Below are 17,799 nucleotides of genomic sequence, written 5' to 3' on the forward strand. Positions count from 1 at the left end.
TTTGCGCGAAGGATAAGCTCGAATGCCTGAAATGCGGATGATCGATGTCGGAGAGCTGAGCCTGCGCTGCGCAGTCGAGGGCGAGGGCCGCCTTGTCATCATGGTGCACGGGTTTCCGGAAAGCTGGTACAGCTGGCGGCACCAAATCGGGCGGATTGCCGAGGCAGGCTTTACCGCCTGCGCCATCGACGTGCGCGGCTATGGCGGATCAGACAAGCCGCACCCGGTCGAAGCCTACGCGCTCGAACGTATCGTCGGGGATTTGGTCGGCCTGAAAATGGCCTTGCAGCCGGACCGGCCCGCGATCCTGATCGGGCACGATTGGGGCGCGCCCATCGTGTGGAACACCGCGCTCACCCATCCCGAACACTTTCGTGCCGTGGCGGGGCTGTCGGTGCCGTTTGCAGGAGTACCCCAGCGCCCTTTTACCGAGGTGTTTCACGAGCACTTCACCTCGCAGGGAAAGTACTTCTACCAGGAGTATTTCCAGGCCGAGGGCGTGGCCGAAGCGGAAGCCGAGAAGGACCCGCGCGACTGGGTGCACCGGATGATGTACTCGATCAGCGGCGATGTTCCTCCGGGCAGCTATTGGGACAAGCCCTATGGCGCGACTTTCCTCGAGGGACTTCCCGACCCGCTACCCGTGCCCTGGCTCACCGACGAGGACCTCGATTTCTACGAGGCGGAATTCAAGGCGTCGGGCTTTCGCGGCCCGCTCAACCGATATCGCAATCACGAACGGGATTTCGAATGGTTGCAGGGCTGGAAGGGCAAGCAGATAGAGCAGCCATCGCTGTTCATCGGCGGCACCCGCGATCCCGCAACCTTCCTCTTCGGTGCCGTGACCGATCCGGTATGCATGATGAAATTCTTCGCCCCGAAGATCGAAGGGCACATCCTCGACAATGTCGGTCACTGGACGCAGCAGGAGCGCCCGGAGGAAGTCAACAAACTGCTGCTCGAATGGCTCGGAAAGCTCTAATGCCTCGTTACGCAGTCCGCCTTCCCGAGACGGCTTGGACAGGACCTCGTAACAAGGTATAGGCGGCGCCAGCGAATCCCATGACCGAAGCAGCCCCCATAACCCAGCTCCCGGCGGACTGGCGCGACTTTTACGCGCTGACCAAGCCGCGCGTGATGAGCCTCGTGATTTTTACTGGCCTGTGCGGCCTGCTGGCTGCGCCTGGGACGATTAATCCGGTGATCGGTTTCACCGCCATCCTGTGTATCGCGCTCGGCGCGGGCGGGGCGGCTGCTCTCAACCAGTGGTGGGAAGCGGACATCGATGCGGAAATGAAGCGCACCTCGCAGCGTCCCCTGCCGACCGGCAAGATGCAGCGCACGGACGCCCGCGATTTCGGCATCCTGATATCCGGCGCTTCCGTGGTTATCATGGGCCTGGCGGTAAACTGGCTGTCGGCGGCCATCTTGGCGCTGTCCATCGTCTATTATGCGGTGATCTACACCATCTGGCTGAAGCCGCGCACGCCGCAGAATATCGTCATCGGAGGCGGGGCAGGGGCCTTCCCGCCGTTGATCGGATGGGTGGCCGTTACCGGCGACATAACCCTGATGCCGGTGGTGCTGTTCGCAATTATCTTCACCTGGACGCCGCCGCATTTCTGGGCGCTCGCGCTATTCGTGCAGAGCGATTACGCGAAGGTCGGTATTCCGATGATGCCGGTGGTGAAGGGCGCCAAATCGACGCGTCGCCAAATCCTGGCTTATTCCGTCATCCTGCTTCCCATTGCCATCGCGCCATGGCTGATCGGCGGAACCGGCGCGATCTACGGGATTTCGGCCTCCGTCCTCTCGCTGGTATTCCTTGCGCTGTCGTTTCCGGTCGCCTTTCGCGAGCCGGTAGAAGGCGACAAGATGCTCCCGGAAAAGCGCCTTTTCGGCTATAGCGTCCTATATCTCTTCGCCCTTTTCGCGGTGCTCGTCGTTGATCGCATCGCCGCCCAATACGGAGCCGCCCTATGACCCCCGAAGAAAAAGCCGAATTCAAGCGCCGCCAGAAGAGCCGGAACCTCGTCCTTGGCGGGATCCTTCTGTTTCTTGCAGTGCTTTTCTACATGATCACGATCGTGAGGATGTGAGGATAAAGTGACTGCCGCAACGCTGGAGACACGCAAGACACGTACCGCGATGCTGGCCTTGCTGGGCGCCGCTGCGATGCTTGGCCTCGGTTACGCTGCGGTGCCGCTTTACGAGTTGTTCTGCCAGGTTACTGGTTTCGGCGGAACGACACAGCGCGCCACCGAAAGCGAAGCCAGCCTCGCCGAGCGGATGGGCCAGGCTGCCGGTGGAAAGCAAATATCGATCCGGTTCGACGGTTCCGTCGCACCGGGCCTCGGCTGGGACTTCAAGCCGGAACAGCCGACGGACACGGTAACCATCGGTCAGCGCGACATGGCGATCTATGTTGCGAAGAACAATTCCGACCAGCCGATCACGGGCACGGCGACGTTCAACGTCATGCCGGTCCAGGCGGGTGCCTATTTCAACAAGATCCAGTGCTTCTGCTTTACCGAGCAAACGCTTCAGCCCGGACAGGAAGTCCGCATGCCGGTGCTGTATTTCGTCGATCCCAAGGCGCTGGACGACCCCAACATGGAAGGTGTCGAACAGATCACGCTTTCCTATACTTTCCACCGCGCGATAGATTCTGCAGAGTAGACCCTAGACCCGCGCGCCATGGCGCTTTAAGGGCAGCGCGATAACGCGAATACAGGACGCGAGTATAATGGCTGGCAACGTCAATCACGAATATCATATCCTCGAACCCGATATCTGGCCGCTGATCGGCTCGCTGTCGGCGCTTACCTTCACCAGCGGCATGGTTCTCTTCATGCACGAGATGGCGAGTGCACACCTTGTGCTCGGTCTCGGCATTGCCGGCCTGATCGCCACGTTCTTCGCGTGGTTCGGCAACATCGTGAAGGAAGCAGAGCGCGGCGATCACACGCCGGTCGTCCAGCTGCACATGCGTTACGGCATGATCCTGTTCATCGCTTCCGAAGTGATGTTCTTCGTCGGCTGGTTCTGGAGCTGGTTCGATTTCGCCCTGTTCCCCTCGGAAATCTCCGAAGTGGTGGGTGGCGTCTGGCCTCCGGCGGCGATCGAAGAGGTCATCAATCCCTTCAGCCTTCCGCTGCTCAACACCATGATCCTGCTCTGCTCGGGCACCACGGTTACCTGGGCGCACCACTCGCTGATCCACGGTGATCGCGATGGCCTGAAGAAGGGTCTGTGGCTCACGATCATCCTGGGCGCCGTCTTCACCATGATCCAGGCATACGAGTATGGCGTCGCTCCGTTCGCGTTCGGCGGCAACACCTACAGCTCGGCCTTCTACATGGCGACCGGCTTCCACGGCTTCCACGTGCTCGTCGGCACGATCTTCCTGATCGTCTGCCTCGTGCGTACCTACAAGGGCCACTTCACGCCCCGCCAGCACTTCGGTTTCGAAGCTGCTGCGTGGTACTGGCACTTCGTCGACGTCGTGTGGCTGTTCCTCTTTGCCGTCGTCTACGTCTGGGGCGGCTGGGGAGCCGAATTCCACTGATGCCTTCCGGCTTGCCGGATATTGAAAGGGGCAGCCCGGCATTGCCGCGGCTGCCCCTTTCGCTTTCGATCGAGACAATAACACCATGACCACCCGCATTCCCGCCATCCCCACGATCAGCGTGGCCGCTGCCATCGCCGCGATGATTGCTCTCGGCTTCTGGCAGTTGGGCCGGATGGACGAGAAGGAAGCGCTCATTGCGCAGGCCGAGCAATCGCTGCGCATGTCATCTGAAGTCGCCTACCCGGACGATGCGGCAGGCATCGAGGATGTGCTTTACCGCAGGACCACAATTTCCTGCGAGGATGTGACGAACACCACGACGGTGGCTGGCACCAATAGCCGCGGTGCAAAAGGCATGGCGCACAGGGCGAGCTGCGTCCTGGCAGATGGCCGGACCATTATTGTCGATCTCGGTTTTTCGCGCAGCCCGCAACCGGTCGAATGGGAAGGCGGCGAAGTGCGCGGCACGATCGCGCCAGGCGGACGTGTGGTGTCCGCAGACGGCCAGGCAGGTCTCGAACCTCTCGCCAGCCCCGATCCGCGCAACCTCCCGAACAATCACCTCGCCTATGCAGGCCAGTGGTTCTTTTTCGCGCTCACAGCCCTGGTGATCTACATCCTCGCCCTGCGTCGGCGTGGCACGCGGGCTAAAGACGATTAAAGAGCCGCTTGCTTGCCCGGTCGGCAGCACCTCGCTAACCGCCTTCTCACGATGAAATACGTCTCCACCCGCGGCAGCGCTCCGACGCTCGATTTTGCTGGCGTCACACTGGCCGGCCTCGCCAGCGACGGCGGCCTTTACGTGCCTGAAGAATGGCCGCAATTCACCAAGGACCAGATCGCGGACATGCGCGGTCTGCCTTATGCCGAAGTCGCCGCCCGTGTGATGGAGCCCTTCGTCGGCGACTGCCTGACGCCCGAGCGTCTGCGCGAGCTAACGGCCAAGGCCTACGGTCGCTTCGCTCACAAGGCCGTGACCCCGCTGGTGCAGCTGGACGAGCAGCATTGGGTGCTCGAGCTGTTCCACGGTCCGACGCTGGCGTTCAAGGACGTGGCCCTGCAGATGCTTGGCCTCTTGTTCGAGGAATTTCTGGCCCGGGAAGAGGGCAGCCTTACCATCGTCGGGGCGACGAGCGGTGATACCGGCAGCGCCGCGATCGATGCGGTTGCGGGGCTCGACAATGTCGAGATCTTCATGCTGCACCCCAAGGGCAGGGTCAGCGACGTCCAGCGCCGCCAGATGACCACGGTGCGTGCGCCCAACGTCCACAACATCGCCATCGATGGCAGTTTCGACGATGCTCAGGCGATGGTGAAGCGCATCTTTGCCGATGCCGACGTCACCGCAACGCACCGGATCGGTGCGGTAAACTCGATCAACTGGGCCCGGCTGATGGCGCAGGTGGTTTATTACTTCACCTCTGCGCTGCAATTGGGCGGGCCCGAGCGCAAGGTCGCCTTCAGCGTACCCACCGGTAATTTCGGCGACGTCTTTGCAGGCCATGTGGCGGCGCGGATGGGGCTTCCCATCGAAAAGCTGCTCGTCGCCACCAATGTGAACGACATCCTGCATCGCGCGCTGGCGGACGGCGACTATTCGACCGGCACCGTCACCGCGACCGCAGCGCCAAGCATGGACATCCAGGTCAGTTCCAACTTCGAGCGCCTCCTCTTCGACGTCGGTGGGCGCGACGGCCTTGCGATGGCCGACCAGATGGTGGCCTTCGATGCGCAAAAGGCGATGCGGCTTACCAATGCCCAGCGTGAGGGCGCAGCCGCATTGTTTGCGAGCGCACGTGCGGATGCCGACGACATGGCTCAGGCCATGCGCTGGGCGTTCGAGCAGTGCGACGAAATGCTCGACCCGCATACCGCCATCGGCCTCCACGCGGCCCGCACCGCCGGGATCGATCCTACTGTGCCAGTCGTGACACTCGCGACGGCTCATCCGGCCAAGTTCCCCGACGCCGTCGAACGGGCGACCGGGCTGCGTCCGCCCCTGCCGACGCGCGTGGGCGACCTGTTCGCGCGCGAGGAAAGCTATGTGGAATTGCCCGGCACCTACGAGGCCGTGCGTGCCCACATCCTGGAGCACGCGGCCTGATGGCTGAGCTCGTGCGCGATCCCATGCTTATGGTCGGGGAGGGCTGGGATGCCTATCGCCTGCTCGATAGCGGGCATGGCCGCAAGCTGGAGAGCTTCGGCGATTACAGTTTCATCCGCCCCGAACCGCAGGCCATGTGGTCGCCGCGTAGCGACGACTGGCAGGCCGACGGGGAATTCATTCCCGGCGCTGACGAGGATGGCGGCGGTCGCTGGCACTTGAACGACAGCCTGCCCGAAGCGGGCTGGACCCTCGGCTATGACGAGGTGCGCTTTACCGCACAGCCGACGCCCTTTCGCCACCTTCAATTTTTCCCCGACATGGCGCCGGTTTGGGACTGGATGCGAAGCCAGCTCGACGGGCGTACCGATGCGGAGACCATGAACCTGTTCGGCTACACCGGCGTCGGTTCGCTCGCGCTCAGCCGCCACGGCCGGGTGACGCATGTCGATGCGAGCAAGAAATCGGTTGCGCAGGCCCGCGAGAACGCTGCGCTTTCTGGCATGGAAGATCGCCCGATCCGCTGGCTGGTCGACGATGCGATGAAGTTCGCCGCACGCGAGGTTCGCCGGGAAAATCGCTACGACGGCATCATCCTCGATCCGCCGAAATTCGGCCGCGGCCCGAAGAACGAAACCTGGCGACTTGAGGACGGCCTTCCCGAACTGGTTTCCGACTGCCGCAAACTGCTGGACGAAAACAGCCGCTTCCTGTTCCTGACGGTCTATGCCGTCCGAATGAGCAGCCTCGCGCTTGGCGGACTTCTCGAAGAGGTGTTCGCCGACCTTCCCGGCAAGATCGAACATGGCGACCTGGCTGTACGCGAAACCGGCGAAAACGGACGACATTTGCCCACTGCGATTTTCGCACGCTGGTCCAATCCGGGTTAGGGGGACCCATGAACGATTCGCTGATCCTCGAAGTTGCGGACTTCGAATACGACGTCCTCACCGGAATCTATTCGGAAGAGACGGGCAAGCCGCAGCCGCTGCGCTTCACGATCCAGGTCCGGATGAAGCCGCTTGCGCATTACGATGCGGACACTTCGCTCGACGATTCCAAGAACTACATGGACCTCAAGTTCGCCGCTTCCGAAGCGCTTCCTGAGGGTGTTCACTTCAAGCTGATCGAAGCGGTGGCCGACCACGTTTGCGAAACGCTGTTCCTTCAGGACAAGCGCGTCGAGGCGGTAACGGTCAAGATCGTCAAGCTGGCGATTGCGGAAGCGGGCGAGAAAATCGGGATTACGTTGCATCGCGAGCGCCGCTGATGAAGCGGATCGAGGTCGAGGGACTACCGGAAGAACCGCTCGCCGCGGCGGGGCTGTTTCACCAGAACTGGCTCGATCCGATCGAGCGGGCGCTGTCTGGCGGGCAGGACGTTGTCGTGACAATGCCGTCAGCCGACCATACCCACACCGAATGGCGCCGCGCCGCCGCAGCCATGCTGGCGCGCAAATATACGCCGCTCCGCGTCAATGTCGCGGCAGGCGAGGGCGCTGCGCTCGACGGGATCATAGAGTACCTTGCCAAAGCACCGGGCGTGACCGGGCATTATCTCGAGGCTGCAAAGTGAGTGTCCGGATCCTTTTTCTTGGACCTTTGCGGGATTTGGCAGGGCAGGACGACATGCAGGTCGAGGGCACGCTCGATTGGGATCGCCTGCTGCAGACCGTGAGCCCCCTAGTCGCCGCACAACTTCGTGAGGAACGCGTCAACATCGCCTGCAAGGGCCGCGTCCTGGCCGACAAGACTGCACTACTGGCAGAGGACGGAGACGAGGTAGCACTCCTCCCCCCGGTGAGCGGTGGCTAGGCTTAACCTGTCGACACCGCGTGACGTGCGCCTGCTTGGTCGCGGGATGTCCATCGGCGAAGCGCTGGCAGCCTTCAACGCATCCTATCCCGACGCGGGCGGCACTGCGTCTTTTGTTGGCAAGGTCCGCAGCGACAACGACGTAAAAGCGCTGGAGCTCACTCACTACGAGCCGCTCACACTTCCGGGGATGGAAGAGCTTGCGCAAGCTGCGTCTGAAAAGTTCGGTCTTGCTGGAGTATTGGCCTGGCACCGCGTGGGCGTGATGACGCCCGGCCAACCTATCGTGCTGGTGGCCGCAGCAGCCGCCCACCGCCGGGAGGCCTTCGATGCGGTGGATTTCCTCATGGACCACCTCAAATCCGCATCCTGGTTCTGGAAGCGCGAGCGCCGCGGCGATGGCTGGCACTGGATCGAACCGCGTGACCAAGACCGGCGCGACCTCGCGCGCTGGAAATAATCTCGCCGAATTGATCTCGATCAAGGAATCGGTGGGCCGTGAGCGGCATCAAGTCTCCAACACAGGAGACGCACAATGGTTAAGCACTTCAGCCGCGAACTGGTAGCCGAACAGGCCCGCATCGTCGAAACCCCGGTCAAGCACCACGAGGTCGACCGGACCTTCGAATTGCCGAAGGGTCTCTATATCGCGACCGTCGGACTTTATCTCGGTTTCCTTGCGGTCATGGCAACCGGCCTGCCGACTGCCGGCCTTGCAATCCCGATGGCCATATTCGCCTTCTTTATCGTAGCCGGGTTTGGCGTGCCTACGATCTGGACGCGCCTGGCGCCGGAGACGAAGTCGAAGCCGATGAGTTGGAGCCAGCTCCGCTCTCAAGGCATTTCTACCCACACCGGACGCCTCCCGATGCGCGATGCCGCAGTCCAGGTCCTGATCCTGCCGGCCATCGTATTCAGCTGGGGCATCATTGCAGTCACCATCGCATCGATCGTGCGATAGGAGAGGGGAGCGCGGGAGGCGCTGGCCTAGTCGGCCTCCCGCGTTTTCAGCTTGAACTATTAGTCCGCACGTTCGCGTAATTGCGCGAGCGTGCGGTCTTCTTCGCTTATCAGTGAAATGATCCGTTCGCGTGCCTGCTTGATCGCGGTCACGTCTTTGGCGGCCACACGCTTTGCGGTATAGAGGGTGTCGATATCGCCGAGCGGCACCGCTGCCACGCTGCGTGCCGAATCGAGCTCGGCAAGTGCGACCTGCGCGCTGGCCCAGGCTTGCGAACCCTCCGCCGTATTCGATGCCGCCGCGACGAGGCGCTGTGCCCTTGGGGCAAGACGCAGAAACTCTGCGTGGGCTTCTTCCGTGCGGGAGACGAGGGCGGGAAGCACGACGTCCAGCGTTCCGTCCAGATCGATCTCGACTTCGGGTACCTCGATCGTCTTGCGCTCCGGAGAGGCAAAATTGCCGTCCACCCGTTCCACATCCCGCACGGCGAGCGATGGGTAATCGCCACTCGAAGCGGCACAGCCGCCGAGGGTGAGGATGAGAGCGGTAGAGAAACTTGCAATTCGCAGCATCGCGCTCACATAGCATGCGGCAGGACGCGCGCCAGCGTGAAAGGCAAAAAATGCCAGCTGCCAGCGTTGACTTGATGGCGGGATTCGCCTAACGGCACGCTTCTTTCCGGGCCCGCCCTAGGTGGGTCGACGGGTGCGCCGTAGATTCGCAAGGATGCGGCACAGCAATTTGAACGAGAGATAACGACCATGTTCGCAGTAGTGCGCACGGGCGGCAAGCAATACCGGGTTGCCGCCGGAGACAAGATCGCGGTTGAGAAGCTGGCTGGCGAAGCCGGTGATACCATCACGCTGGGTGACGTCCTGCTTGCAGGCGAAGGCGACACGCTTTCGGATGCCGGCAAGGTAACCGTTTCGGCTGAAATCATCGCCCAGGCGAAGAGCGAGAAGGTCGTCGTTTTCAAGAAGCGTCGCCGTCACAACTATCGTCGCAAGAACGGTCACCGCCAGATGATGACGCTGCTGCGCATCACCGACGTGGGCACCGGCGGCGCCAAGAAGGCCGCTCCGAAGAAGGCCGAAGAAAAGAAGGCTGCTCCGAAGAAGGATTCTTCCGAAGAGAAGGCTGCGCCCAAGGCCAAGAAGGCAGCGCCCAAGAAGGCTGCTGCTACCAAGGCGGCTCCCGCCAAGAAGGCTCCTGCCAAGAAGGCAGCAGCCAAGAAGACCGAATCCAAGAAGTAAGGAACCCGGACCATGGCACATAAAAAAGCAGGCGGTTCATCGCGTAACGGTCGCGACTCAGCCGGTCGTCGTCTTGGTGTGAAGAAGTTCGGCAGCGAAAACGTCGTCGCCGGCAACATTATCGTGCGTCAGCGCGGCACGAAGTTCTACCCGGCCGTCAACGTCGGCATGGGCAAGGACCACACGCTGTTCGCGCTTACCGACGGCGTCGTCCGATTCCACTCGGGCAAGCTCGGCCGCAAATACGTATCGGTCGACCAAATGGCAGAAGCCGCAGAATAACCGGACAATCCGATAACGGGGTCGTCCACACGGGACGGTCCCAGCCGGGCTAACGATCCGGCAGACGAAGAGGGAGATGGGGCCGACCCGTCTCCCTCTTGTCGTTTCTCCCTCTTCAAAACCGCATGGGCGAAAATTGCCTTTCGCCATCACGCAATTGTCACGCGTCCGGCCTAGGAGCCCGGAGCGTGGAACTGACGGGGAGTAAACGCATGTTCCATATCACCGAGAGGCTGCTGTTGCGGCCTGCATGGCCCGAAGATGCCGAGGCACTGTTTGGCGGGATCGCCGACCAGGGTGTCGTCCGCAATCTTGCCCGCGCGCCGTGGCCGTATCTCCCCCAACATGCCCGCGAATTCGTCATGCGAAAGCAGAACCCGCACTATCCGGTCTTCCTGATTACGAGGCCCGGTGACAATGGCTCCGACCTCATCGGCTGCATCGGCATCGATGCAAGCGGCGACGAGGTTGAACTTGGCTACTGGATCGCTCGCCCCTTCTGGGGCCGGGGATACGCCACCGAGGCAGCGCGCGGTGCGCTGGAAGTCGCGAAACTGCTTGGCCACGATCGGATCACGGCTGGTCACTTCGTCGACAATCCCGCTTCGGGCAAGGTGCTGAGAAAGCTCGGCTTCCGTCCGACCGGGCAGACTGCGCCGCGCCACAGCTGCGGTAGGGGCGAGGACGTCGATTGCGTCATGTACCGGCTCGAACTCGCAGCTGACGAAGGCGACACGCTCCAAGCGGCCTGACACCAAAAAGGCCCCGCGATCGCTCGCGGGGCCTTTCTTGCGACCCGATGGCTCGGGTTATTCGGCCGGGAGAAGTGCGTCTTCGAATTCGCCCTCGTACAGTCCAATCAACTCGCGGTCGTCGTGATCCCACGGGTGGAAGCCGGGCTTGAAATAGCTCAGCCACGCCGGGAAGATGCGGCGCACGACGCCCGGCGAGACCGTGAGGTACTTGAACAGGCCCCACTTCGCCTTCCAGCCGGTGATGCCATCCTGTTCCAGTAGGTTGAGCGAATCGATCCAGCGGTTCTTGAAGAAGCGTGCCGTGACGGTGATCATCACCAGGCTGCGAACCTTCCATCGGCGCCACTTCGACCAGTCGCGCGTGGCGTGGTTCCAGGTGTCGTAGGCGACGCCCTTGTGTTCGATCTCTTCGGCCGAATGCCAACGCCACATATCGCGCACTTCGGGATCCGCGTCCTTGAAATGCGCCGGATTGTCGAGGAATTCCGCCGCCATCATGGCGGTGTAGTGTTCGAGCGCCATCGTGACCGCGAGGTTGGCGATGGCAGGGCGACCCTTGGTGAGTTCGAGCATTTCGGCGACGCGCTTGTCGATCGCCTTGATGTCATACCCGGCGTTCTCGGCCAGCTTGTTGAAGGCGATGTGTTCGCGGGTGTGATTGATTTCCTGCCGCACGAATGCGCGGATTTCCGCTTCCAGCTTGGGATCGGCACCTTCGCGGTGCGCCTTGACGGCCTCGATGAAGAAAGCTTCTCCGCGAGGGAAGGTAGCGGACAGCGCATTGTGCCATGCCGTGCCGAACGGCTCTCCGGCCCACCAACGGCGCGGGGTGGTCCCGCGATTGAAGCGCTCGTCGCGCACAGTGATGGTGAGATCGTCCGGGGTCGGCGCGGTCTTGGCGGTTGCGGTATAGATGGGGAGGGGGGCGTTCATGTCCTGCTCCGTGGCTAACTTACATCATTGTAAGTAGTGGCTACTGACATAAGTGTCAATAAGGATTGCGAGCGGCTTCCCCTGTCCGTCGCAATGGTTTACCGGTCTGTCCCGATGGCAACACGCAAACGACTTTCGCCCGAAGAATCCCGCCTCGCCGCCCTTGAAGCGGCCCGCGCCCTCCTCATCGAAACAGGTCCGCAGTCTGTTACCTTAAAGGCTGTGGCGGGACGGATCGGGCGCACGCATGCGAACCTGCTCCACCATTTCGGCTCGGCAGCCGGGCTGCAGAAAGCGCTGGCTGCCCATCTCGCCGAGACGGTCTGTTCGACGATTGCCGATGCCGTGCGCGCCAGCAGGGCAGGGCTGGGCAGTCCGCGAGAAGTCGTCGATCTTGCATTCGACGCGTTCGACAAGGAAGGTGCAGGTGCGCTCGCCAGCTGGATGATCCTTACGGGCAACGAGGATGCGCTGACGCCTATCGTGGAGACAATCCACAAGCTGGTCGACGAAATCGCTCCGCATGAAGCCGATCATGGCGACACGACGCACGTCCATGAAGAAACACTCGCGCTCGTATTGATGGCGATGGGCGATGCCCTGATCGGCACCGCCTTGTCCCGCTCGCTCGGTTTGCCGTCCACCGCCGCGCGCGATCGCGCGGAGCGGATGCTCGTTCGCACCTTGGAAAGCGCCGAAAGGGCGAGCTAGTCGCGCCTGCGCGGACCCTTCCATTGCGGAAGATCGAGCTCACCTTCTGCGAGCTGGGCCAGGACACGGTCCAATAGCTGAGCCCGTTCTCCTTCCGCATCGTTTCGCAGGTTTTCCACGGCGGCTCGGAATGCCGCCGTCAGCGCTGCCTCGGCAGGGACTTTCACTTCGGGCGTAACGCCGACGTGCTCCCAATTGATGCCGGTCACCGGGTTGATTGCCCGTCCGGTGGGAATGAACGCGGTAAACCCATGTGCCAGCGCCACCGGCCCGCCGGGATTGGCCCCGCCACCCGTGGTTTCGCCAAACAGCGTCCCGCGTTTCTGCGTCTGGATATCGTAGGCCAGTTCCTCTCCGCCCGAGAAAGTGCGGCTCGAGGTCAGGACATAGACCGGCCCGGTGTAGCGCGTTTCGACGCTCTGGTTGGTCCAGAATTCACGGGTCCGGTCTTCGGTCCGGTCGTAGATGCTGTTGAGGTGTCGGACATCGCCTTTGGCGAAGAGGTGGCTGGCAAATTGCGCCACCGCCGCGGGATCCCCGCCGCCGTTGGAGCGCAGGTCGATAAGTAATGCCTGGCTGCCGGAAACGAGCTTGATGGCCGCTTCATAGGCCTGCGCAACCGCTTCGGGCGGACCGAAAAAACGCAGGTCGATATATCCGATATTGCCCGGCAGCATGGCGGTCCTGGCGACACCGAAGCCGTGCAGCGCCATCTGGCGGCGCGTCTCCGCGACTTCCTCGGCACTTGGAGATCCGTCGGCATGGTCGCCCTGCGGTACGAATTCCGGGTCGTAGCGCAGCTGCAGATGACGGTCGTCTCCTGCTTCGCGCAGATCGCTGCGCAGTGCTTCTGCGAAGGCAATCGCCGTTTCGAAGCGGTCATATTTCCCGCTTTCGAGAAGAGATTGCAGTTTGTCGGAGGTCTCCCTCGCTTTTTCCGGGAAGACGTATCTGTCGGCCAATGCCTCACCCAAAGCGCTCACAACGTCCGCACGCACTTCGGCGTTGATCGGTCTATCGGCCGTGTCCTGAGCGCTTGCCGATGAGGGCGCCAACGCCAGGGCAGCCAGGCATATCAGGCGTTTGATCATTGAATTCTCCCGTTCTTGGTCGATTTTGTACGACGACGGGATAGCCAACGACTACAACTGTAACCATCACTCCTCGACGAAGGCATGCCCAAGCCAGACGGGGGCCGTTGCGGGGTCGATGTCGGCAACGCGCAGATGGTCGACCGCCAGCCCGAGTTCGGCATAGGCTGCCTTGCGCCGCTTTTCGTCGGATGTGGCGAGTGGGACCACCATCAGGCGGCGGTTGACCTTGCTGCGCCAATTCATCCGCGCGGTATTTTCCTGGCCGATGTAGCATCCCTTGTCGAAAGCCACGCCGTGCAGCTCCACAGCATTTGTCTCCAGCCACAGGATATCGCCCATTTCGCCGTAGCCTTCCGGAACCCCTAGAGCCAGGCGATGCGCGCGATAGGCCTCGTCAGCGGCCTCGTCATCATCGGAAACTGGTGCCAGCCACCGCTGCCCCAATGACGCTAGGCGCGGGTCGGCTGCGCCGCCATCTCCCGGCTCTTTCTGCCAATGGACGCCAAGGCTTTCGTCAACGCCGATGTCGATCTTGCGGCGCAAGCGGTAGAGGGAGAGGCGCTTGGCGAGGCTTTCAGCCTGTTCTTGCTCGCAATCGAGCAGGATCTCGCCATCCGCAGCTGGCCACACAAACATGTCGAACATCATCTTGCCCTGCGGTGTCAGGAGCGCTGCGTAAACCGGCAAGACCCCCGAGACGTCGTTGGTTAGAAGTCCCTGCAAGAAGGCAGCGACATCCTCCTCCCCGTCGGTCGGGGTCAAGCGGACAAGGGCGCGGTCGAACAGGCGGCTTGCAGTCATGGGTGACAGATAGGCGGATGCTGGCCATAGGCAATGTCGTGGACTTCGATTTCGAACAATTGGTCTTCTCCGGTGGGGGAATACGGTGCTTCTGGCATGGCGGTTTCCTGGCCGAAGCGGGCGATGCGCTTGCGCTCGACCCAGTCAGGATCAGCGGAGTTTCCGGCGGCGCCCTGAGCGCGGCCACCTGGATCGGAGGCCGTGAACGCGATCTGCTGATGCTCATGACCGACGCCTTCGAGATCAATGAAGCGAACTATGCCCGCAATCGATCGAATTTCACGCCGCATCAGGAAATCTACCGCGCTGTGGTCGAAACGACGCTGGATGCCGAAGCGATCGAGCGGATAGCCGAAGGTCCGCAGTTCCAGGTCTATCTGTCGTGTCCGCCCCGCGGCATGCCGCCCATGGCCGCCGCGCTCTTTTACGGGGTGCTCTACAAGCTGGATCAGGCGGTCCGTTCCACTCCCCACCTGACCTGGCCGCGCCATGCAGGCCTGACGACATTGTGCGTGGATGCGAGGCAGGCGGCCCGCGATGGTGCCCTGGTGGACCTTATCTGCGCCGCTGCGACAATTCCCCCGGTATTCGATGTCCCGCAGTGGGAGGGAGACCGCGTGCTCGACGGTGGTATGCTCGACAAAGCGCCGCCGCCCCAGCCGGATGAAGGCCGCACGCTGACGCTGCTATCGAGCCGCTATGCCCACTTCCCCGATGAGGCACGCAAGACCTACGTACAGCCAAGCCGTGAAGTCGCTGCCGACAAGATCGACTTCGCCAATGCCGAAAAGGTCACACGGACATGGGAGCAGGGTGAAGAGGATGCGCGGTCATGGCTGGCAGATCAGCGAAAGCATGGCTAAGGGAAGCGCGATCATGACACAGACACTCACCATCCGCCGCCCCGACGATTGGCACCTGCATTTCCGCGACGGAGCGACGATGGAAGCGGTCGTGCCGCATACCGCCCGCCAGTTCGCGCGAGCGATCGTGATGCCGAACCTGTCGCCCCCGGTCACCACCAGTGCGCTGGCGAGAGCATACCGCGACCGGATCAACACGGCGGTGCCGGCGGGTGTCGACTTCACGCCGCTAATGACCGCCTATCTCACCGACGAAACCGTCCCGGCGGATCTGGCTACGGGCTATGTCGAAGGCGTACTCACCGCTGCCAAGCTCTACCCGGCAGGTGCCACTACCAATTCGACCCACGGTGTCACAGACGTGGCCAATATCGAGCACGTCCTCGAGAAGATGGCGGAAATCGGGATGCCGCTGTGCGTCCACGGCGAAGTCACCCACGCCGATATCGATATCTTCGATCGCGAAGCCGTGTTCATCGACCGGGTACTTGCCCCGCTGGTGCAGCGCCTTCCGGAACTCAAGATCATCTTTGAACACATCACCACGCGGCAAGCGGTCGACTTCGTGGATGCGTCGGGTCCCAACATCGTGGCGACGATTACGCCGCAGCACCTCCACATCAACCGCAACGCCATCCTGGTGGGCGGGATCAGGCCGCACATGTTCTGCCTGCCGGTGGCCAAGCGGGAAGAGCATCGTCTTGCACTGCGCAAGGCCGCGACCGGTGGATCGGCCAAGTATTTCCTCGGCACCGACAGTGCGCCGCACCACCGCCATGACAAAGAATCTGCTTGCGGCTGTGCAGGGATCTTCAACGCGCCTTTCGCGCTGGAAAGCTATGTCACGGTGTTCGACGAGGAGGATGCGCTGGACCGGTTCGAAGCGTTCGCCAGCCTGAATGGTCCGGCTTTCTATTCCCTGCCCGTCAATGAAGAGACGATCACGCTGGAAAAGGTCGCAGTCGAGGTTCCGGACGAAGTCGACGGCGGGGAGGCGCGCATCGTCCCCTTCCACGCCGGGGAAACGCTCAACTGGCGGCTGGCGTCCTAGAGCGGCTCCAAAGGTCCCAGACGAAGATCGCCGCGGCTGTCCAGATGCAGGCGAAGCAAGCGGCCTGCGCCCATTTCAGTTCTTCGCCGAATACCGTGAGGCCCAGTAAGAAGACGATGCTGGGCGCAAGGAACTGGATGAAGCCCAGCGTAGAGTAGGGCAGCTTGCGCGCAGCGATGGCGAACAGCAGGAGCGGGAACGCGGTCAGCGCGCCGCCCAGCATGATCGCCGCGCCGAGCCCGAAGGACTGGGTGAAAGAGGACCCGGCAGGCAAGCCTGAATAATATATTGCGACACCTGCTGCAGGTAGGCTCAATAGCATGGATTCGATGGTGAGGCCGGGCAGGGCGCCCACGTCCACTTGCTTGCGGATAAGACCGTAGGTGCCGAAACTCAGCGCCAGGGTCAGGCTGATCCATAGCGTCGTCAGCGCTCCGGCCAGCAGCATGGAAACGCCGATCCCCGCCAGAGCGACCGCCGCCCACTGCGCGCGGCTCAATCGCTCTCCCAAGAGCAGCGTGCCGAGCAGCACATTGACGAGCGGATTGATGTAATAGCCGAGGCTGGCCGCGTAGACATTGCCCTGCTGGATTGCCCAAACATAAACGACCCAGTTGACCGCGATCAGAGTTGCGCTGGTCAGCAGGAGCAGCATCACCTTCGGTGTCGCAAAGGCGGCTCTGAGCTGGGGCAATTGCTTTCTCACGGCCACGATTACGAGACACAGGGGAAGCGTCCAAAGAATGCGCCAGCCGACAAATTCGAACGCCGGAACCTCTTTCACGAGAAGCAGGTACAGCGGCAGGAATCCCCAAATCACATAGGCACCCAGCGCAGAGGTAAGGCCCGAACGGCGCTGGTCGGATTCTGTCGTGTCCATGAACCGCTGCCGCCTAGGCCCGGTTCTATCGGGCCGCAAGCCTCAATTCGTCGTGTGTTAATACTCAACTCGTCGAGACTGAACAAAGCTGACTGCGGCGTTGCAAATCGTTCAGGAAGCGGCGCGTAATCCTGAACGCCATCGACGCACCCGAGTCGAATACGACCAAGGATTTGAACTATGGCAACGTTTCTCAAGACTGCTTCGCTGGCCCTCGCGGCCACCGGCCTCACCCTCGCCGCTCCGGCATCTGCCGCAGTACCGGCCCATGCCGCCCCGCAGGCACAAAGTGTCGCGGCATCGATCGCCGGCGACATGACTTACGAGCATGGCAAGAAGCACAAGCGCAAGCACTGGAAACGCCATCATCGCGGCCATTACGACGACTATCGCGGTTATCGCGCACCGCGCCCTTATTACATGGGTTACGACCGCGATTACGGACAGCCGGTCTATCGCAACACCCGCATCTGGCGCGGCCGCGACGGACGTTACTATTGCGAGCGCGAGAACGGCACGACCGGTCTCCTGATCGGTGCAGGCGTAGGCGCACTGATCGGCCATGAGGTGGCCGGTCGCGGCGGGGACCGTACGCTCGGGGCAATCATCGGCGGCGCTGCAGGTGCCCTTCTTGGACGCTCCATTGATCGCTCGAGCACCCGCTGCGGCTAATCAGACAATAGCTTGAGGCCGTGCCCACCCGCGGCTGATAGCGCGACCTTCGGG

At 62.2% G+C, this 17,799-nt stretch carries 24 protein-coding genes; 19 read left to right on the forward strand and 5 right to left on the reverse strand.

Features of this window, described 5'->3' with window-relative positions:
- Positions 1 to 22 precede the first annotated feature (22 nt).
- From GRI34_RS02005 to GRI34_RS02060, 12 genes are all read left to right on the forward strand, one after another.
- Positions 23 to 982 carry an alpha/beta fold hydrolase gene (locus GRI34_RS02005; RefSeq protein ID WP_234028126.1) on the forward strand — a complete coding sequence of 320 codons (960 nt, stop codon included), beginning with the start codon at positions 23 to 25 and terminating at the stop codon, positions 980 to 982.
- 80 nt (positions 983 to 1,062) lie between these two features.
- Entirely contained in the window at positions 1,063 to 1,983 is a 921-nt protein-coding gene (locus GRI34_RS02010) for a heme o synthase (protein WP_160594511.1), read from the forward strand.
- Positions 1,984 to 2,106: 123 nt separating this feature from the next.
- Complete coding sequence (locus tag GRI34_RS02015) at positions 2,107 to 2,679, forward strand: cytochrome c oxidase assembly protein (RefSeq protein ID WP_160594512.1); 573 nt, start codon at positions 2,107 to 2,109, stop codon at positions 2,677 to 2,679.
- 67 nt (positions 2,680 to 2,746) lie between these two features.
- Positions 2,747 to 3,568: a cytochrome c oxidase subunit 3 gene (locus GRI34_RS02020; protein ID WP_160594513.1), complete on the forward strand. Its 822-nt coding sequence runs from the start codon at positions 2,747 to 2,749 to the stop codon at positions 3,566 to 3,568.
- 85 nt (positions 3,569 to 3,653) lie between these two features.
- Positions 3,654 to 4,232 (forward strand): SURF1 family protein, encoded by a 579-nt coding sequence (locus tag GRI34_RS02025; protein ID WP_160594514.1) that lies wholly within the window; start codon positions 3,654 to 3,656, stop codon positions 4,230 to 4,232.
- Between the two features lie 51 nt (positions 4,233 to 4,283).
- Entirely contained in the window at positions 4,284 to 5,675 is a 1,392-nt protein-coding gene (thrC, locus tag GRI34_RS02030) for a threonine synthase (RefSeq protein WP_160594515.1), read from the forward strand.
- On the forward strand, positions 5,675 to 6,565 hold the full coding sequence (locus tag GRI34_RS02035; protein WP_160594516.1) for a class I SAM-dependent methyltransferase: 891 nt from the start codon (positions 5,675 to 5,677) through the stop codon (positions 6,563 to 6,565). Before thrC ends, GRI34_RS02035 begins: the two co-directional genes overlap by 1 nt.
- Positions 6,566 to 6,573: 8 nt before the next feature.
- A complete protein-coding gene (locus GRI34_RS02040) occupies positions 6,574 to 6,945 on the forward strand; it encodes a dihydroneopterin aldolase (RefSeq protein WP_160594517.1) in 372 nt (123 codons plus the stop codon).
- Positions 6,945 to 7,250, forward strand: a complete 306-nt coding sequence (locus GRI34_RS13250; protein WP_160594518.1) for a Rossmann fold domain-containing protein — start codon at positions 6,945 to 6,947, stop codon at positions 7,248 to 7,250. The genes GRI34_RS02040 and GRI34_RS13250 overlap by 1 nt, the downstream gene beginning before the upstream one ends.
- Before the next feature lie 26 nt (positions 7,251 to 7,276).
- Positions 7,277 to 7,489, forward strand: a complete 213-nt coding sequence (locus GRI34_RS13255; protein ID WP_234028127.1) for a MoaD/ThiS family protein — start codon at positions 7,277 to 7,279, stop codon at positions 7,487 to 7,489.
- Positions 7,482 to 7,949: a molybdenum cofactor biosynthesis protein MoaE gene (locus GRI34_RS02055; protein ID WP_325065169.1), complete on the forward strand. Its 468-nt coding sequence runs from the start codon at positions 7,482 to 7,484 to the stop codon at positions 7,947 to 7,949. Before GRI34_RS13255 ends, GRI34_RS02055 begins: the two co-directional genes overlap by 8 nt.
- A 75-nt stretch (positions 7,950 to 8,024) precedes the next feature.
- Entirely contained in the window at positions 8,025 to 8,450 is a 426-nt protein-coding gene (locus tag GRI34_RS02060) for a hypothetical protein (protein WP_160594520.1), read from the forward strand.
- Between the two features lie 59 nt (positions 8,451 to 8,509).
- Here GRI34_RS02060 and GRI34_RS02065 read toward each other — a convergent pair whose 3' ends face one another.
- Entirely contained in the window at positions 8,510 to 9,022 is a 513-nt protein-coding gene (locus GRI34_RS02065) for a hypothetical protein (RefSeq protein ID WP_234028128.1), read from the reverse strand.
- A 189-nt stretch (positions 9,023 to 9,211) separates the two neighbouring features.
- Here GRI34_RS02065 and rplU point away from each other — a divergent pair, with 189 nt between their 5' ends.
- The 3 genes from rplU to GRI34_RS02080 all read left to right on the forward strand — a co-directional run bounded on the left by rplU (position 9,212) and on the right by GRI34_RS02080 (position 10,737).
- The gene (gene rplU, locus GRI34_RS02070; protein ID WP_160594522.1) at positions 9,212 to 9,703 is read left to right on the forward strand and encodes a 50S ribosomal protein L21; all 492 of its coding nucleotides are present in this window, start codon (positions 9,212 to 9,214) and stop codon (positions 9,701 to 9,703) included.
- Positions 9,704 to 9,715: 12 nt separating this feature from the next.
- Entirely contained in the window at positions 9,716 to 9,985 is a 270-nt protein-coding gene (rpmA, locus tag GRI34_RS02075) for a 50S ribosomal protein L27 (RefSeq protein ID WP_006833595.1), read from the forward strand.
- Positions 9,986 to 10,197: 212 nt separating this feature from the next.
- The gene (locus tag GRI34_RS02080) at positions 10,198 to 10,737 is read left to right on the forward strand and encodes a GNAT family N-acetyltransferase (RefSeq protein ID WP_160594523.1); all 540 of its coding nucleotides are present in this window, start codon (positions 10,198 to 10,200) and stop codon (positions 10,735 to 10,737) included.
- 57 nt (positions 10,738 to 10,794) lie between these two features.
- Here the strand turns inward: GRI34_RS02080 and GRI34_RS02085 are convergent, their stop codons facing one another.
- On the reverse strand, positions 10,795 to 11,673 hold the full coding sequence (locus tag GRI34_RS02085) for a metal-dependent hydrolase (protein ID WP_160594524.1): 879 nt from the start codon (positions 11,671 to 11,673) through the stop codon (positions 10,795 to 10,797).
- A gap of 114 nt (positions 11,674 to 11,787) precedes the next feature.
- On the opposite strand from GRI34_RS02085, the gene GRI34_RS02090 reads away from it, so the two are divergent.
- A complete protein-coding gene (locus GRI34_RS02090) occupies positions 11,788 to 12,384 on the forward strand; it encodes a TetR/AcrR family transcriptional regulator (RefSeq protein ID WP_160594525.1) in 597 nt (198 codons plus the stop codon).
- Here the strand turns inward: GRI34_RS02090 and GRI34_RS02095 are convergent.
- A complete protein-coding gene (locus GRI34_RS02095) occupies positions 12,381 to 13,475 on the reverse strand; it encodes a S41 family peptidase (RefSeq protein ID WP_160594526.1) in 1,095 nt (364 codons plus the stop codon). The genes GRI34_RS02090 and GRI34_RS02095 overlap by 4 nt on opposite strands.
- Before the next feature lie 66 nt (positions 13,476 to 13,541).
- Positions 13,542 to 14,279: a CAF17-like 4Fe-4S cluster assembly/insertion protein YgfZ gene (gene ygfZ, locus GRI34_RS02100; protein WP_160594527.1), complete on the reverse strand. Its 738-nt coding sequence runs from the start codon at positions 14,277 to 14,279 to the stop codon at positions 13,542 to 13,544.
- A gap of 17 nt (positions 14,280 to 14,296) precedes the next feature.
- Here ygfZ and GRI34_RS02105 point away from each other — a divergent pair, with 17 nt between their 5' ends.
- Positions 14,297 to 15,142 carry a patatin-like phospholipase family protein gene (locus tag GRI34_RS02105; RefSeq protein WP_160594528.1) on the forward strand — a complete coding sequence of 282 codons (846 nt, stop codon included), beginning with the start codon at positions 14,297 to 14,299 and terminating at the stop codon, positions 15,140 to 15,142.
- 13 nt (positions 15,143 to 15,155) lie between these two features.
- Positions 15,156 to 16,193, forward strand: a complete 1,038-nt coding sequence (gene pyrC / locus GRI34_RS02110) for a dihydroorotase (protein ID WP_160594529.1) — start codon at positions 15,156 to 15,158, stop codon at positions 16,191 to 16,193.
- Here the strand turns inward: pyrC and rarD are convergent.
- On the reverse strand, positions 16,171 to 17,073 hold the full coding sequence (rarD, locus tag GRI34_RS02115) for an EamA family transporter RarD (protein WP_160594530.1): 903 nt from the start codon (positions 17,071 to 17,073) through the stop codon (positions 16,171 to 16,173). The two genes, pyrC and rarD, sit on opposite strands and share 23 nt — an antisense overlap.
- A 180-nt stretch (positions 17,074 to 17,253) precedes the next feature.
- Between rarD and GRI34_RS02120 the strand changes: the two genes are divergently transcribed.
- Positions 17,254 to 17,745 (forward strand): glycine zipper 2TM domain-containing protein, encoded by a 492-nt coding sequence (locus tag GRI34_RS02120; RefSeq protein WP_160594531.1) that lies wholly within the window; start codon positions 17,254 to 17,256, stop codon positions 17,743 to 17,745.
- Positions 17,746 to 17,799 lie beyond the last annotated feature (54 nt).

It is taken from the genome of Qipengyuania aquimaris, assembly GCF_009827445.1.
GTDB lineage: Bacteria > Pseudomonadota > Alphaproteobacteria > Sphingomonadales > Sphingomonadaceae > Qipengyuania > Qipengyuania aquimaris.

What these genes read in the sequence shown, in the direction of transcription:
- GRI34_RS02005 (WP_234028126.1), top strand. Translation starts at nt 23, where the DNA reads ATGCCTGAAATGCGGATGATCGATGTCGGAGAGCTGAGCCTGCGCTGC.
- GRI34_RS02010 (WP_160594511.1), top strand. Translation starts at nt 1,063, where the DNA reads ATGACCGAAGCAGCCCCCATAACCCAGCTCCCGGCGGACTGGCGCGAC.
- GRI34_RS02020 (WP_160594513.1), top strand. Translation starts at nt 2,747, where the DNA reads ATGGCTGGCAACGTCAATCACGAATATCATATCCTCGAACCCGATATC.
- GRI34_RS02025 (WP_160594514.1), top strand. Translation starts at nt 3,654, where the DNA reads ATGACCACCCGCATTCCCGCCATCCCCACGATCAGCGTGGCCGCTGCC.
- thrC (WP_160594515.1), top strand. Translation starts at nt 4,284, where the DNA reads ATGAAATACGTCTCCACCCGCGGCAGCGCTCCGACGCTCGATTTTGCT.
- GRI34_RS02035 (WP_160594516.1), top strand. Translation starts at nt 5,675, where the DNA reads ATGGCTGAGCTCGTGCGCGATCCCATGCTTATGGTCGGGGAGGGCTGG.
- GRI34_RS02040 (WP_160594517.1), top strand. Translation starts at nt 6,574, where the DNA reads ATGAACGATTCGCTGATCCTCGAAGTTGCGGACTTCGAATACGACGTC.
- GRI34_RS13250 (WP_160594518.1), top strand. Translation starts at nt 6,945, where the DNA reads ATGAAGCGGATCGAGGTCGAGGGACTACCGGAAGAACCGCTCGCCGCG.
- GRI34_RS02060 (WP_160594520.1), top strand. Translation starts at nt 8,025, where the DNA reads ATGGTTAAGCACTTCAGCCGCGAACTGGTAGCCGAACAGGCCCGCATC.
- GRI34_RS02065 (WP_234028128.1), bottom strand. Translation starts at nt 9,022, where the DNA reads ATGCTGCGAATTGCAAGTTTCTCTACCGCTCTCATCCTCACCCTCGGC.
- rplU (WP_160594522.1), top strand. Translation starts at nt 9,212, where the DNA reads ATGTTCGCAGTAGTGCGCACGGGCGGCAAGCAATACCGGGTTGCCGCC.
- rpmA (WP_006833595.1), top strand. Translation starts at nt 9,716, where the DNA reads ATGGCACATAAAAAAGCAGGCGGTTCATCGCGTAACGGTCGCGACTCA.
- GRI34_RS02080 (WP_160594523.1), top strand. Translation starts at nt 10,198, where the DNA reads ATGTTCCATATCACCGAGAGGCTGCTGTTGCGGCCTGCATGGCCCGAA.
- GRI34_RS02085 (WP_160594524.1), bottom strand. Translation starts at nt 11,673, where the DNA reads ATGAACGCCCCCCTCCCCATCTATACCGCAACCGCCAAGACCGCGCCG.
- GRI34_RS02090 (WP_160594525.1), top strand. Translation starts at nt 11,788, where the DNA reads ATGGCAACACGCAAACGACTTTCGCCCGAAGAATCCCGCCTCGCCGCC.
- GRI34_RS02095 (WP_160594526.1), bottom strand. Translation starts at nt 13,475, where the DNA reads ATGATCAAACGCCTGATATGCCTGGCTGCCCTGGCGTTGGCGCCCTCA.
- ygfZ (WP_160594527.1), bottom strand. Translation starts at nt 14,279, where the DNA reads ATGACTGCAAGCCGCCTGTTCGACCGCGCCCTTGTCCGCTTGACCCCG.
- GRI34_RS02105 (WP_160594528.1), top strand. Translation starts at nt 14,297, where the DNA reads ATGCTGGCCATAGGCAATGTCGTGGACTTCGATTTCGAACAATTGGTC.
- pyrC (WP_160594529.1), top strand. Translation starts at nt 15,156, where the DNA reads ATGACACAGACACTCACCATCCGCCGCCCCGACGATTGGCACCTGCAT.
- rarD (WP_160594530.1), bottom strand. Translation starts at nt 17,073, where the DNA reads ATGGACACGACAGAATCCGACCAGCGCCGTTCGGGCCTTACCTCTGCG.
- GRI34_RS02120 (WP_160594531.1), top strand. Translation starts at nt 17,254, where the DNA reads ATGGCAACGTTTCTCAAGACTGCTTCGCTGGCCCTCGCGGCCACCGGC.